Source organism: Micromonospora sp. NPDC093244 (genome assembly GCF_040683695.1).
Lineage (GTDB): Bacteria > Actinomycetota > Actinomycetes > Mycobacteriales > Micromonosporaceae > Micromonospora.
This window is the reverse complement of the sequence record NZ_JBFBEO010000004.1, coordinates 198,410-212,760: the sequence shown is the minus strand read 5'-3', so window position 1 is coordinate 212,760 and position 14,351 is coordinate 198,410. Positions and strand designations below refer to the sequence as shown.

General features: G+C 71.8%; 12 protein-coding genes, 1 tRNA gene and 1 pseudogene. 6 read left to right on the top strand and 8 right to left on the bottom strand.

Going from position 1 to position 14,351, the window contains the following annotated elements:
* Positions 1–23: 23 nt before the first annotated feature.
* The 3 genes and pseudogenes from AB0N27_RS21810 to AB0N27_RS21800 form a co-directional block, all read left to right on the top strand.
* Positions 24–1,577, top strand: coding sequence for an FAD-dependent oxidoreductase (locus AB0N27_RS21810; protein WP_364372677.1), 1,554 nt, complete (start codon positions 24–26; stop codon positions 1,575–1,577).
* Positions 1,578–1,643: 66 nt separating this feature from the next.
* Entirely contained in the window at positions 1,644–2,858 is a 1,215-nt protein-coding gene (locus AB0N27_RS21805) for a hypothetical protein (protein WP_364372674.1), read from the top strand.
* A gap of 212 nt (positions 2,859–3,070) precedes the next feature.
* Positions 3,071–3,505 (top strand): annotated as a pseudogene (locus AB0N27_RS21800) (HNH endonuclease); the annotation flags it as partial.
* Positions 3,506–3,584: 79 nt separating this feature from the next.
* On the opposite strand, the gene AB0N27_RS21795 reads toward AB0N27_RS21800, so the two are convergent.
* The 3 genes from AB0N27_RS21795 to AB0N27_RS21785 all read right to left on the bottom strand — a co-directional run bounded on the left by AB0N27_RS21795 (position 3,585) and on the right by AB0N27_RS21785 (position 8,524).
* On the bottom strand, positions 3,585–5,144 hold the full coding sequence (locus tag AB0N27_RS21795) for a serine/threonine-protein kinase (RefSeq protein ID WP_364372671.1): 1,560 nt from the start codon (positions 5,142–5,144) through the stop codon (positions 3,585–3,587).
* 93 nt (positions 5,145–5,237) lie between these two features.
* Positions 5,238–6,005 (bottom strand): enoyl-CoA hydratase/isomerase family protein, encoded by a 768-nt coding sequence (locus AB0N27_RS21790; protein ID WP_364372668.1) that lies wholly within the window; start codon positions 6,003–6,005, stop codon positions 5,238–5,240.
* Between the two features lie 131 nt (positions 6,006–6,136).
* Positions 6,137–8,524 (bottom strand): M4 family metallopeptidase, encoded by a 2,388-nt coding sequence (locus AB0N27_RS21785; RefSeq protein ID WP_364372665.1) that lies wholly within the window; start codon positions 8,522–8,524, stop codon positions 6,137–6,139.
* A gap of 165 nt (positions 8,525–8,689) precedes the next feature.
* On the opposite strand from AB0N27_RS21785, the gene AB0N27_RS21780 reads away from it, so the two are divergent.
* Positions 8,690–9,223 (top strand): hypothetical protein, encoded by a 534-nt coding sequence (locus AB0N27_RS21780; protein ID WP_364372662.1) that lies wholly within the window; start codon positions 8,690–8,692, stop codon positions 9,221–9,223.
* A 10-nt stretch (positions 9,224–9,233) separates the two neighbouring features.
* On the opposite strand, the gene AB0N27_RS21775 is transcribed toward AB0N27_RS21780, so the two are convergent.
* The 4 genes from AB0N27_RS21775 to AB0N27_RS21760 form a co-directional block, all read right to left on the bottom strand.
* Positions 9,234–9,869: a histidine phosphatase family protein gene (locus tag AB0N27_RS21775; RefSeq protein ID WP_364372659.1), complete on the bottom strand. Its 636-nt coding sequence runs from the start codon at positions 9,867–9,869 to the stop codon at positions 9,234–9,236.
* Between the two features lie 61 nt (positions 9,870–9,930).
* On the bottom strand, positions 9,931–10,350 hold the full coding sequence (locus AB0N27_RS21770; protein WP_364372656.1) for a VOC family protein: 420 nt from the start codon (positions 10,348–10,350) through the stop codon (positions 9,931–9,933).
* Positions 10,351–10,385: 35 nt separating this feature from the next.
* Positions 10,386–10,784, bottom strand: coding sequence for an AraC family transcriptional regulator (locus AB0N27_RS21765; RefSeq protein ID WP_139583038.1), 399 nt, complete (start codon positions 10,782–10,784; stop codon positions 10,386–10,388).
* A gap of 78 nt (positions 10,785–10,862) precedes the next feature.
* On the bottom strand, positions 10,863–12,005 hold the full coding sequence (locus AB0N27_RS21760) for an MFS transporter (protein ID WP_364372652.1): 1,143 nt from the start codon (positions 12,003–12,005) through the stop codon (positions 10,863–10,865).
* 117 nt (positions 12,006–12,122) lie between these two features.
* Between AB0N27_RS21760 and AB0N27_RS21755 the strand changes: the two genes are divergently transcribed.
* Positions 12,123–12,758 (top strand): ABATE domain-containing protein, encoded by a 636-nt coding sequence (locus tag AB0N27_RS21755; RefSeq protein WP_364372649.1) that lies wholly within the window; start codon positions 12,123–12,125, stop codon positions 12,756–12,758.
* A gap of 6 nt (positions 12,759–12,764) precedes the next feature.
* Here AB0N27_RS21755 and AB0N27_RS21750 read toward each other — a convergent pair.
* Positions 12,765–12,841, bottom strand: a tRNA-Thr gene (locus tag AB0N27_RS21750).
* Between the two features lie 341 nt (positions 12,842–13,182).
* Between AB0N27_RS21750 and ugpC the strand changes: the two genes are divergently transcribed.
* On the top strand, positions 13,183–14,274 hold the full coding sequence (ugpC, locus tag AB0N27_RS21745) for a sn-glycerol-3-phosphate ABC transporter ATP-binding protein UgpC (protein ID WP_364372646.1): 1,092 nt from the start codon (positions 13,183–13,185) through the stop codon (positions 14,272–14,274).
* Positions 14,275–14,351: the final 77 nt, after the last annotated feature.

Here is a 14,351-nt window from a genome sequence, read left to right as displayed (position 1 = left end):
GGGGCCCGACGACGGAGGTGCTCGTGGCAGTGTCGCAGGTGGTGGGTCGGGTCATCGGCGTACGCCAGCATGAGGTGGACCCCGGCGGTGGTGGCGCGGACCGCGTGCCGCGACCGGTCACGGCGGTGGTGGTGGGCGGCGGCATCGCCGGCATGTCGGCGGCCGTGGTTCTCGCCGAACGGGGTGTGGCGGTGACGGTGCTGGAGGCCGCGCCCACCCTCGGTGGCCGGCTGGGCGCCTGGCCGGAGGCCCTGGCCGACGGCAGCCAGCAGAACGAGCACGGCTTCCACGCGTTCTTCCGGCAGTACTACAACTGGCGGTCAATCCTTCGCCGGATCGACCCCGACCTGGGGTTCCTCAAGCCGATCCCCGGTTATCCGATCCTCAGTGAGCAGTGGCCGACCGAGGAGTTCGGCAAGTTGCCGCCCGCGCCGCCGGCGAACCTGCTCGCCCTGCTGCTGCGCAGTCCCAGCCTGCGCCTGGCCGACCTGCGACAGATGGACCGGGACGCCGCGCTGCCGCTGCTCACCTACGACCCGGTGCGCACGTACGCCGACCTGGACGACCGGACGGCTGACGAACTGCTGTCGTCGCTGCGGCTGCCGGACCGGGCACGGGCCATGCTGTTCGAGGTCTTCTCGCACTCGTTCTTCAACCACGAGGCGGAGATGTCGGCCGCCGAGATGGTCGCGCAGTTCCACTTCTACCTGCTCGGCAACCCGGAGGGGCTGGCGTTCGACTGCCCCGACGAGGATTATGCGACCGCGATCTGGGAGCCGCTGACCCGGCACGTGGAGAAGCACGGTGGTCGGGTCGTCACCGGCGCCGCCGCGACCGGGGTGCACCGCGACGACGGCGGCTGGCGGGTGACGACCACCGACGGCGGCGACCATCCGGCCGGCCACGTCGTGCTGGCCGTCGACCCGCCCGCCCTCGCCGCGCTCGTCGCGGCCTCCCCCGATCTGGCCACGCACGCGCCGGAGCTGGTGGCGAGGATGCCCGCGTTCGGCACGCCCGGCCCGCCGTACGCGGTGGCGCGGTACTGGTGCGACGGGGACGTCGCCGCCGGTCGCGCGGTCTTCAACGGGGTGTCCCGGCAGCCCACCCTGGACTCGGTGACGCTCTACCACCGGTTGGAGAACGAGTCGCGGCGCTGGGCGCGGCAGACCGGTGGGTCGGTCATCGAGCTGCACGCGTACGCCTGCGAGCCGGACGTGCCGGCCGAGGAGCTGGCCGAGCGGATGCGCCGCGAGCTGATCGCTCTCTGGCCGGAGGTCGCCGACCTGCGGGTCCGTGAGCTGCGGGCCCGGGTGGAGGCGCAGGCGCCGGCGTTCACGCCTGGCAGCCACGCCTGGCGACCGGGGGTACGCACCGACGCACCAGGCCTCTACCTCGCCGGGGACGGCATCGGCACGGACTTCCCGAGCGCGTTGATGGAGCGTTCCGCGGCGACGGGAATCCTGGCCGCGAACCACATCCTGCGCGCCGAGGGCGGCGCGGCCGAGCCGGTGCGCTCGATCCGGCCGCGGGGGCTGCTCGCCGGGCGGGACAAGCGAAACCGACAAAACCCTCTATAAGCGACGGTACGCTGCCGTACGCTCGGTTGATCATCTGTCTATCGACCGGGCGGGAGGGCAGCGGAGATGTCACCACTGCACCGTGCCGGTGCGGACAGCGGGCCGCTCACCGAGGAGGCCGGCCGGGACGACGCGTACCCGCTGATCCGTGACGAGCGCGCCTGCGTCGTCACCGCCCTGCGGCTGGGCTGGTGGATGGCGGACGCGTACCACCACGCTCGCAACACCCAGCCCGCTGCGACCGTCGCACCCCGCCCACCGGCGAAGCTCTCCAACCTGACCGAGATGTCCCCGCCCCGGCGGATGCGGATGTACCTCGACGGGGTCGATGTCGCGCTGGCGCAGATCGCCGCGCTCACCCGGCACACCGGACCCCGCCCCGACACGGCAGGCGCCCGCGCCCGGCTGCCCGACCTGGACCGGCTGCCCGACCTGCGACCGCCCGACACCACCGACACCGAACCACTGCTGCTGGCCCTCGACGACCTCAACGTGGAGGTGCTCCGGTGGACGATGGCCACCAACCTGCGCGTCGGGCTCGCCTACCGGCTGGGGCGGTCACTTGCCGACACGGTCCGGCCCGGCGACGCCACCGAACTGCTCCGGCGTTTCAACGGCCGGCAGGTCCAGATCAGCCGCTGGCTGGACGAACTGGCCACGGTGCTGCCGCCGTACTCGGCGGCGGTCGTCCGCCGCTCGCTTGCCGAGTGGGCAGTCGCCGTGGAACGCGCCGGCCGGGGCGACCCGACCGAACCCGAGCCCGCCGAACTGAGCCGCGAGCTCCGCAACCAGGGTGACCTGTGGCGTGGCGTGCTCACCGGCGGTCTGCACCCGCGCGACCTTCTCGACGAGGAGGACTACGCGGTGGTCGCCAGGAACCTGATCATCCGGGACCGGCGGCTGGTGGCGCAGGCCGCCCGGGGGATCTTCTGGCCGGTGCTGGTGCCGCTGCTTGTGGTGCTCTTCGCAGTGGTCGCGGCGAGCGCCGCCGCCGCGGCCGGCTCACCGACAGCCAGGGCCACAGTCGCCCTGCTCGGCCTCGGCGCCGGCCTGGCCGCCATCTGGCGATCCGTCTCCGGACCGGCGATGTCGGTCGCCGGTGAGGTCAACCGGCCGCTGCTGGACAGCGAACTCACCGCACGGATGGCGCTGCGACTGGATCGCCCCCTGACCACCATCCGGCGTACGGCGGGGACCACCGCTCGCCGGCAGCGCCGCCCCGAGGAACCCGAGAGCCGATCGAAATACGTTGCCCCCCTGTCCCGCCCGGACCTACCGTGATCGCGCAAGGTCAACCACCGCAGCGGGAGCAGCTCATGACGATGTCGCACGTCAACGCCGTGCCGTCGACTCTCCCTGCCGACGGTTGCCGAGCGGAAGGTCCCCGGGCGGGCCGGCCCGACTGACGCGTACCCGTACGCGCGAGCCGCCCCGTCCACAAGCCGGACCGGGCGGCTCTTCGCTGTCCGTCGCATCTGTCGAAAGGAGTCCCGGTGGACGCCGTCCTCGTCATCAACGCCGACCTCGGCCCGCTGCACCGGGTCACCGTCCAACACGCCGTCCGGATGCTCTGCCGACGGGTGGCCGAGATCCACGAGGCGGAGCCGGACCGGGTGATCGGAGTCTTCCCGATGCCCCGGGTGGTGCGGCTGGTCCGCTACGTCGTCACCAGGTGGCGGTTCAGCGCCGGGCCGGCCTGGTCCCGTGCCGGGGTGCTGCGCCGCGACGAGCGGTGTTGCGCGTACTGCGGCGGCCCGGCGTCGACGATCGACCACATCCTGCCCCGCTCGCGCGGCGGCCGGAACACCTGGCGTAACACCACCGCCGCCTGCTACGGCTGCAACCAGCGCAAGGGCGACCGGACACCGGCGGAGGCGGGCATGCCGCTGCGCCGGGAGCCGGTGAACCCGGGCTGGGCGGCGCTGGCCGGCGGTGACGGAACGGGCCGGCGGGAACGGGGGGCCGTGTCCGGGGTACGCCCCGGACACGGCACCCGCCGGCCCCCGGTCAGTCGGAGTTCTCCCTGACCATCGGCTTCGGGCGGCCGTTGGCGCAGTGCACCCGGATCTCACTGTCGTGCTCGGCCGAGGTCAGCTCGATCTGGACCCGCTTCGCCGGACCCGGGTCGTACGCCTCGGCCTGAAAGCCGGGTGCGGGCGTCACCCGGAGCACCTCGACCGACCCGTGGAGGCAGCGGACGGTGACTGTCCCGCCCCGCGCGCCCACCGGAACGCCCGGGGGCACGGTGGGCGTGGGAGCGGCCCCGGACGGGGTTGGTTTCGGGGTGCCTGCGGTTGGGCGTACAGGGGGTGCGCCGCCCGGACCGGTCGGGGGACCGGTCCGGGTGGCGGCCGAGGAGTGCCCGGACGGCGGCGTGGCGGGTGGTCGGGTGTCGGCCGGGTCGGGCGGCACCACTGTCCGCGGTAGCCCCACGGTGGTGGTGCCGCCCGATCCGATTGCGGTTCGCGGGGTGCCCGCGTCGTGCGTGCTGGAATCACCGAGCGCGCCGGCCAGCGCCACCGCGGCGACCACCGCGCCGCCGACCGCCAGCACCGCCCGCCGCCGACGCCACGACCGCCGCCGAGGCCTACCCGGCGGCCGCACAGCCGGGCCGCTCGACGGCCCCACCGCGCCCGGCGCAGATTCCGGCATCGCCCCTGACCCGGCCTCCGCCGCTGACTCCACGCCCGCCACGACCTGGGCCGGCGTCATGTCGGTGTCCGCCGCGAGTGCGACAGGCCCGCCCAGGACGGCGGATTCGCCCGCGGCGACGCGCAGGATGCGGGCCGCCTCGGCGGCCGGCGGCCGGTCGTCCGGATCCCGGGCCAGGCACCAGCGGTAGAGCCGGTGAACCTCGGCCGGCACCCCGTCCATCTCGGGCAGCGGGTCCGGCTCGACGTGAACCTGGGCGTGCGCCGTCCCGCTCCGCCCCTCGGCGACCCGCGGCAGCCGGCCGGTGAGCGCCCGGTAAAGGAGCAGGCCGAGGGCGTACACGTCGCAGGCGGGTAGCACCTCGCCGGCCGCCAGCCGCTCCGGCGCGAGGTAGGCCGGCGTGCCGAGCAGCCGCCCCTCGAAATCGATCTCCGGATCGCCTGCGACGGCCGCGATGCCGAAGTCGAGCACCTTGGCGCCGGTGGGCGTCAGCATCACGTTGCCCGGTTTGATGTCGCGGTGCACCAACCCCTGGGCATGGGCGACCGCGAGCGCCGACGCGACCTCCGCACACATCCGAAGCCCGGCGCGGGGCGGCAGCGGTCCGGCGGCCAGCCGCTGTTCGAGGGTGGTGCCGCTGAGAAGTTCCAACACGACGAACGGGACCCGTACACCGTCGAGAAGCGACTCACCGTAGTCGTAGACGCTTGTGACGTGCGGATGCGACAGCCGGGCCGCCGCCAGGGCCTCGGCGCGGATGCGCTGCCGGGCGTTGGCGTCGGAGCCGACGAGCACCTTCACCGCCACGTCCCGTTCGAGCACCTCGTCGTACGCCCGGTGCACCGCGGACATGCCGCCGCTGCCGAGACGCTCCAGGAGACGGTAGCGGCCTGCAAGCAACTCATCACGCTGCACGACGGACAGCCTGCCGTACCGACCCGCCCCGACACCACCCGGGATCGAGGTTTCACAATGGCGCAGACGTCGGAGGTCCCGGCGGTCGGGTGATCAGCCGTCGGTCGGCGCGCGCCAGGCGAAGCGAGGCTGTCGACGCTCGACGATCGCCGCCACCCCTTCCCGGGCCTCGCCTGTGGTTGTCACCTTCCGGTGCCACCAGGCGATCCGCGCCGGTCCGGCCCGGTCGTCGATGATCTCCTTGGCGGCGGCGACGCTCAGCGGTGAGCGTTGGGCGATCGTGGCGGTCAGCTCGTCCACGCGCGCGGCGAGCCGGTCGCCGGGCAGCACCTCGTCGACCAGGCCGATCCGCAGGGCCCGTTCGGCGTCGATCAGTTCGGCGGTGAACAGCAGGTGCTTGGCCGCGGACGGTCCGACCAGCCGGGACAGCCGGCGGGTGGTGGGCGCCGGATAGACCAGCCCGAGCCGGGCCGGGGGTACGCCGAAGCGGGAGTCGTCGGCGGCCACGCGCAGGTCGCAGGCGACCGCGAGTTGGGCGCCACCCCCGACGCAGGCGCCCCGGATCGCGGCCACCGTGGGCTTGGCGAAGCTGGCGAGCCGCTCCTCGGCGGCCACCGCGATGCTGGCGTCACCGGCGTCCAGCAGCTCGGCCAGATCGCCCAGGTCGGCGCCCGCGCAGAAGGCGTCCCCCGCACCGGTCAGCACCACCGCCCGTACGCCGGGGTCGGGCTCCAGCCGGTCCAGCAGTTCGGGGAGCTGCCGCCACATGGCAGCCGTCATCGCGTTGCGGCGGGCCGGGTTGTGGATCACCACGGTCGCCACCGGTCCGGTCACCTCGACGGTCAACTCCGCGTCCGACACGTCCGCCCCTCTCCGCGCCAGCCGTCCGACGCCCCTGCGAGCCGCCGACGTGCGGCGGTGCGGCGACCATAACGGCGCGGACCCGACGACCACCGATGAGGGGTGGTCGCCGGGCCCGCACGACGGTCAGGTCAGGAGACGTTGAGCGCCGTGTCGTCGATCACGAAGGACGTCTGGAGCGAGGCGTCCTCGGTGCCGGTGAACTTCAGGCTGACGGTCTGGCCGGCGTACGCCGCCAGGGAGAAGGACTTCTGGCTGTAGCCGGTGGCCTTGTTCAGGTTCGAGTAGGTCGCCAGGGTGGCCAGAACGGTTCCGCTCGAGTTCAGCACCTGCACGTTGAGCTTGTCGTACGCGACGCTCGTGGTGGTCTCGGCCGAGTCGATGTGCAGCCAGAAGCTGAGCGCGTACGACGAGCAGCCCGACGGCAGGGTCACCGACTGGGCGAGCGTCTCGGTGCGGCTGCTGCCGTACCCGTTGAGCCAGGCCTTGTACGACCCGGTGCGGGCGGCCTGGCCGCTGGAGTTGGTGATGACGCCGGAGCTGGCCGTCCAGCCGGTCGCACCGGACTCGAAGCCCGGGTTGGCCAGCTTCTGCCCGGCCGCGGTGCAGCCGCCCCCGGTGCCGTTCACGGTGAGCCGGTAGGTCGCGCTGCGGGTGACCGAGCCGGCGCCGTTGACGGTCACCGAGTACGTGCCGGGCGGGGTGGCCGCCGAGGTGCTGATGGTGAGGGTGGACGAGCCGCCCGAGGTCACCGAGGCGGGGCTGAACGAGGCGCTCGCCCCGCTGGGCAGGCCGGACGCGGAGAGCGTCACGGTCTGCGCCGAGCCACTCGTGGTGGCGGTGGCCACCGTGGTGGAGGCCGAGCCGCCCGGGTTGACCGAGCCGGCGGTCGGCGACAGCGACACCGAGAAGTCGTTGCCGGTCGAGCAGGGCGTGTCATTGCCGGCCACGTTCACCGCGGTCCAGGCGGCCTGCACGGCCTTGTACTCGGTGGAGCAGCTGCCGTACAGGTCGGTGGCCGCCCGCAGGCTGTACGCCCGCGCGGTGTTCGCCGGGTTGCTGGTGTTGACGTACGACGTGTTGGAGGTGAAGTAGACGTCGAGCGCCCGGTACCAGATCTTCTCGGCCTTGGCCCGGCCGATTCCTGTCACCGCCGGGGCGGAACCGCAGACCGGTGAGGTGCCGTACGAGGTGGCGCCGGTGCCCTCGGCGAGGTTGAAGAAGAAGTGGTTGGCCACGCCCGAGGAGTAGTGCACGTCCTTGCTCTTGGTGCTGGTGGACCAGCAGCTGTCGGACGAGCCGTCCAGTGACGGGTTGTACATGTAGCGCAGCGGCGTACCGTTGCCATTGATGTTGATCTTCTCGCCGACCTGGTAGTCGCCCGGGTCGCTCGGCGCGGCGGAGTAGAACTCCACCATGTTGCCGAAGATGTCACTGGTGGCCTCGTTGAGGCCGCCGGATTCGCCGGAGTAGACCAGGCCGGCAAGCGCCTCGGTGACACCGTGGCTCATCTCGTGCCCGGCCACGTCCAGCGAGACGAGGGGGCGGGAGTTGCTGGAGCCGTCACCGTAGGTCATCTGGGCGCCGTCCCAGAAGGCGTTGACGTAGTTGTTGCCGTAGTGCACCCGGCTCGGCACGCCGGTGCCGTTGCCGAAGATGCCGTTACGGCCGTGCGTGTTCTTGAAGTAGTCGAACGTCTTCGCCGCGCCGAAGTGGGCGTCCACGCCGGCGGACTGCCGGTTGGAGTTGGCCCCGGTGCCCCACGCGTTGTCCGCGTCGGTGAAGGTGGTGCAGGTCGACGTGCCGTTGTTCATGTCGCAGGTACGGCCGTTGCCGTGCGACGGATCGATCATCTGGTACGTGCTGCCGGAGAGCGTCGTGTCGATGCTTACCGAGCCCGTGTAGATGCCCTGGCCGCTGCCGACCACCGACTCGATCTCGTCGTACGACCCGACGGCCGCGCCGGTGACGGCATCGCTGATCACGTGCAGCCGGGACGGGGTCTGCCCGTCGGGCTGCCAGCCACTCACCACCGTCTCCCAGGCCAGTCGACCCGTGCCGGAAGTAGCGTCGACGAACAGCTCAGGGGTGCCGACGGCCTCCGCCTTGCCGACGAATCCGGCGCGGGCGGCCTTCTGCGCCGCGGCCGCCGGGATCCTGGCCGAGGTGGCGAGGGTCAGCGGCGCGGCCAACCCGACCGAACTGCCGGCGTACGTGCCGTTCGGGGCGGTGTGGATGACGAAGTCACCGCCGTACACCCGCAGGCCCTGGTAGGTCCGGCTGTAGCGGGTGTGCGCGGCACCCGTGGCGTCCACCTTGGTGCTGTGCACCTGGTAGGACTCGGCGCTCGAACCCTGGATAGCGCCGGGGTTCGTCCGTAGGACTGTTGCCGCTCGGGCCGCGGCGGAGGCGTCCGGCGCGGGAGCGGTGGGCGAAGCCGCGTGTGCCGCGGTGGCGACACAGGTCAGCATGCCGCCGGTTAGCAGCACTGCACTGACGGCGGCAAGGGGTCGTTTCACGTGCCCTCCTGGAAGGAGAAGAGTGTGACGGGGTAGTCACGCGTGTAGATATAGCTATGTGTTGAGGAAAAGAGAAGGCCTGGACCGCTCCCAGACATCGACAATGGCCGAACGGACGAGGGTTGTGACAGGGAACCGGGGATCGGCGCCACGCGTCCGACGGACATGAGATCCGCCTCGACAACCGGCGCCACCGTCGCGCTCCTGGTCGCCCTCCTGGCCGGCTGCACCAGCGCCGATCAGGGCGGCAATCCCCCGGACCAGCCGCCCGCCACCACCGGCCCGTCCCCGACCGTCGCGGCCACCGACTCCCCACCGACCGTCGTCCCCACCGGCGCCCCCACGGCCAGCGGCGTGGCCCCCCAGGTGACGCTGCGGCGCTCCGGCGGCTTCGCCGGGCGCGGCGACGCCGTCACCGTCGAACCGGACGGCCGGTGGACGGCCGTCGACCGGGCCGGCAGCCGGCGTGCCGGCCAACTCGACACCGCAGACCTCGGTCGGCTGGGTGGGCTCGTCGCCGACCCCCGCCTCGCCGCCGAGGCACGCCTGACGGCCGCCCCGAGCGGATGCGCGGACGCGTTCAGCTACCGGTTGACCGTCGGCGCCATCGAGACCGGGTACGTCGACTGCCCCGGCGAGACCACCCCACCACCTGCCACCCGCGCCCTGGTCGATCTGATCCTGCGCGCCACCGACTGACCGTCGGCACTCACACCAAATAGTCCGCAGGCAGGCCGGTGCCCCGCAGCTCCGACGGCAGGTGCGCCACGTCGTTGAAGGCGACCAGGTTCGGTGGGCCGGCCGGCCCGTACCGGATCACGGTCAGCCCTGCGTTGTGCGAGTTCACGCCCAGCCACCGCCGCTCCGGCGCGTCGAGCGCGTGCCGGACCAGCCAGCCGATCAGGAAGTTGTGCGTCACGACCAGCTCACGCACCGGCTCGCTGCCTCCGTCGCCGTCGACCGGCCCGGTGAAACGGCGGACCGCCGCCGCCGTCACCCGCGGCCCGTCGACCCGCGCGGCCGGCGGGAACTGGGCCAGGAAATTGGCGTACGCGGGCGGCAGGTCAGCCGGATCCGTGTCGTGCGGGAGGTGGTCGCCGGCCAACTCGGTCGCGCACACCGGAACCCCCGGCAGCGACGCGGCGACCAGATCGGCGGTCTGCGCGGCCCGGAGCAGTGGCCCGTGGTGCACGGCGGCGAACTGGCGGCCCCGCAGGCGCTCGCCGAGCAACGCAGCCTGCCTCCGGCCGCGCTCGGACAGGCCGGAGTCCGGCTCCTCCGAATCATCCGCCCCGGTCAAGTCCTGCTCACCATGTCGGGCCAGATACAACAGACGGGTGATCATGGCCCACCCAACCACATCGGGAGGCGCGGGATCGACCCCGCGCCTCCCGGCCAACGGCTGACTAGCCCCGCGGGAACATCTGTCCGATGCGGATCTTGTTGCCGAAGGGGTCGCGGATGCCGAAGTCGATCCCGTACGGGCGCTCGGTCGGCTCGTCGGTGATCTCGACGCCCTTCGCCACGAGATCCTCGTGCGTCTTACGGGCGTCGTCGGTGGTCATGAACAGGTACCCGCCCAGGGCGCCCTTGGTGAGCAGCTCGCGGACCTGCTCGGCGGTGGCCGGGTCGAGCGCCGGCGGGCCTGGCTTCTCCAACAGGATCTCGCGCTCCGGGTCGCCGGGCAGGTTGACCGTCAACCACCGCATGAAACCGAGGTCCTGGTCGGTGTTGACCTCCATGCCGAGCTTGTGCACGTAGAAGTCGAGCGCCTCGTCCTGGTCGAGGACGTAGATCTGGGAGCGGCTGATCGCGTTCATCGTCATGCCCATGACGCTAGAGGTCGCCCCTGACCTGCTGCTTATCCAAAACTGATCGGTCTGGTCCAGGCCTTGGTGAAGCAGGACGGCACGTTCGTCGGCGTGGCGCGTCGACGGAAGCCGGTCGGCGACTCACCGACGATCTGCCGGAACGTCCGGCTGAACGTGCCCAGGCTGCTGAAGCCGACCGCGAAACAGATGTCGGTCACGTCCCGCTCGGTCTCCACCAGCAGCCACATCGCCCGCTCCACCCGGCGGCGTTGCAGGTAGCGGTGCGGGGTCTCACCGAACGTGGCCCGGAATGTCCTGATGAAATGGGCCTCCGAGACGTGCGCGATCCTGGCCAACGCCGGAATGTCCAGCGGCTCGGCGTACGCCCGGTCCATCGCGTCCCGGGCACGCAGCATCGCCCGGTTCGACTCCTCCACCGCGCGACTCATCGGCCCCCGTCCCGCTCGGCTCGTTGCCCGGCCAAGGCTACCGCCGGGCGGGGACAGTGCAGGGGACCAGTTGGGCGCTCAGCGTTGCGGTGCGACGGCGCCGGTGACCCGGCCGGTGAAGCCACCGGCGGCCAGCATCAGGGCGACGACGCCGAGCAGGGCGCCGAGCAGCACCGTGCTGTGCACGCCGTGGCTCGGTAGCGCGAGGCCGGCGACCAGGGCACCGCCTGTGATGCCGACGTTGACGGCGGCAGAGACCGTGGCGGCGGCGAGGTCGGAGCGTCCGGGCGCCACCTGAAGAACGACGCCGCCGAGCACCGCGGTGAACGCCGCGAACGCCAGTCCTGCCAGAGCGAGCAGGCCCACGGCGACCGCCGGCTGGTGGCCGACCGCGTACAGCCCGAGCAGTGCCACCGACTGGAGCACGATGGTCGCGACCAGGGCGAGCCACGGACTGCGGTCCACCACCGCTCCGACAGCGATGATCCCGAGCACGCTCGCGACGCCGCGCACCAGCAGGATGACCCCGACCGACGAGGCGGCGAAACCGCTGACCTCGGTGACGAAGAGGGCGACATAGGTGTATGCGGCGATGGCACCTGCGGTCGTCAGGATGGCCACCGCGACGAGCAGCCAGAAGCGGTAGACGTCGGGTGTCTCACCCCGGGCGGCGTGCCCCTGCTCGGGCGGCGTCGACGGCAGGAGCGAGGCCACCGCGACGAGCACGATCGCGCCGAGTCCGGCCACCGCCAGGAACGACACCCGCCAGCCAGCGCGTTCGCCCAGCCAGGTGCCCGCGGGCACGCCCAGGACCAGAGCCACGCTGCCACCTGCGAACACGATCGCGACCACTCGGCCGCGTAGCCCGGGTCGGAACAGCTCGGCCGCGGCCGGCACCACCACCGCCCAGAACAACGCGTGGGTCGCCGCGGTCGCCATCCTGGCCGCCAGCAGCAGCGCGAACGTGCTCGCGAACACCGTGATCGCGGTGCTGACGACGAAACCGGCCAGGAGCGCCGACAGGAGTCGCCGGCGAGGAACTCTCCTGGCCAGCGCCGTCAACGGGATCGAGGCGACAACGACCACCGCGCCGTACGCGGTGACGAGCAAGCCCACCCGCGACGGCGCGACGGCGAGGTCGGCTGCCATCGGGAGCAGCAGGCCGATGGGCAGTGCCTCGGCGGTGGTGTAGAGGAACGTGCCGCCGGACAAGCCGATCAACGCTCCCACTGCTCGCCACTGACCCATCCATCCCCCAACTGTTTCCGGCTAAACCCGGTACGCCAGAAACAGGTTAGTGAGGGCCCTCACAGTGGTCAACTGGTAAAGTGCGTTTTGATGGAAACAGTCGAGGACGTCACGCGGATGCACCTGGTGGGCGGCAACCTCGCCCTGGACTTCGTCAACAGCCGCACCGGTCCACCCGTCGGGCCGTCCGACGACGACGTGCTCACGGGCTATCCGGAGCTGGTCGCCTGGGGCGCGTACGCGGGCGCCCTCACCGGGTCGGAGGCGACAGCGCTACGCCGACTGGCCCGCGCCGATCCGGACGGCGCTCGCGCCGCCTTCACGCGAGCGCTGGGCACCCGCGACTACCTCGACGACATATTCCGGTCGCTCGCCGCCGGCGGGGCTCCCGGCGCGGCTGCGCTGGGCCGGCTGCGGGACGACGAGGCGGACGCGCTCGGCCACGCGCAGCTCGAGGGCGGGAGCACGTACGCGTGGGTCTGGCGAGATGACCACACACTCGCCCGGCCCCTACGGCAGGTGGTGCACGCGGCGGTCCAGCTGCTCACCACGGGAGCGCTGGACCGGATCAAGGGATGCGGCGGCTGCCGCTTCCTCTTCAACGACGAGAGCAAGAACCGCAGTCGCCGCTGGTGCAGCATGGACGACTGCGGAACCGCCGAGAAGATGCGCCGCTACGTCGCCGCGAGGCGCACCCGCGGCGGTGCCGCTCCGAGAAAAGCCTGATGAAATTGGAGCCCCCGGCCGGGATCGAACCGGCGACATCTCGCTTACAAGGCGAGTGCTCTGGCCAGCTGAGCTACAGGGGCGCGTGCGTCGTGGTCAGCATAGCGAGTGACGTCCGGATATCCCGCTCGCGAGGGCTCCCGAGCACGGGAAACGTCAAGAACCCGACGCCCATTGGTATGACGACAAGTCGATTGATGGTCTACCGTGCCCGACTGACCGGAATGCGTAGCTGATGGCCCACGTTCGACCCTCCCCCGCCTTGGCAGCGCGGGGAAAGCCGTTTACGGTGCAGTGACACGGACGACAACCCGGCCGCCCCCGCGACCTGGCCGCCGTCCGCTGACCGGCACGGACACGTGCCTGTCGCTCCTTCACTCGGATCGTCCGGCACGTTCCTGCCGGTGAAAGGAAGCGCTTCACCATGGCTACGGTCACCTATTCCAAGGCGTCCCGGATCTACCCGGGCACCGAGCGTCCCGCCGTCAACGAGCTGGACCTCGAGATCGGCGACGGCGAGTTCCTCGTCCTCGTCGGCCCCTCCGGTTGCGGCAAGTCCACGAGCCTGCGGATGCTCGCCGGCCTGGAGGACGTGGACGCCGGCTCGATCTACATCGACCAGCGCGACGTCACCCACCTCCCCCCGAAGGCCCGCGACATCGCGATGGTCTTCCAGAACTACGCCCTCTACCCGCACATGACTGTGTACGAGAACATGGCGTTCGCCCTGAAGCTGCGCAAGACCTCCAAGTCGGAGATCGACCGTCGCGTCAAGGAGGCGGCCGGGCTGCTCCAGCTGGAGGAGTTCCTCAGCCGCAAGCCGAAGGCGCTCTCCGGCGGTCAGCGTCAGCGTGTCGCCATGGGCCGCGCGATCGTCCGCGAGCCGCAGGTCTTCCTCATGGACGAGCCGCTGTCGAACCTCGACGCCAAGCTGCGTGTGCAGACCCGTACGCAGATCGCGTCGCTCCAGGCCAAGCTGGGCGTCACCACCGTGTACGTCACGCACGACCAGGTCGAGGCCATGACCATGGGTCACCGGGTGGCCGTGCTGCTCGACGGCGTCCTCCAGCAGGTGGACACCCCGCGGGCGCTCTACGACACCCCGGCCAACGTCTTCGTCGCCGGCTTCATGGGCTCCCCCGCCATGAACATCAAGACCGTTCCGCTGAACGAGCAGGGCGCCGAGTTCGCCGAGCTGCACATCCCGCTGACCCGCGAGCAGGTCGCCGCGGCCCGCGCCGAGGGCGGCGACGGCAAGGTGACCGTGGGCTTCCGCCCGGAGGACTGCGACCTGGTCAGCCCGACCGAGGGCGGCATGCCCGTCGTCGTCGAGCTGGTCGAGGACCTCGGCTCGGACGCAAACGTCTACGGTCACGCCGCGCTGGGTGGCAACTCGGAGCGCTTCGTCGTCCGCACCGACCGGCGCAGCATGCCGAACATGGGTGACACCGTGTTCGTCAAGCCGCGTACCGGCCGCAGCCACGTCTTCCACGCCGCCACGGGCAGCCGGATCTGACGTAACGCAGTACCGAAAGGGGCGGTCCGCTTCGGCGGGCCGCCCCTTTCGTCGTACCGGCCGGGTCGACTCCCCGC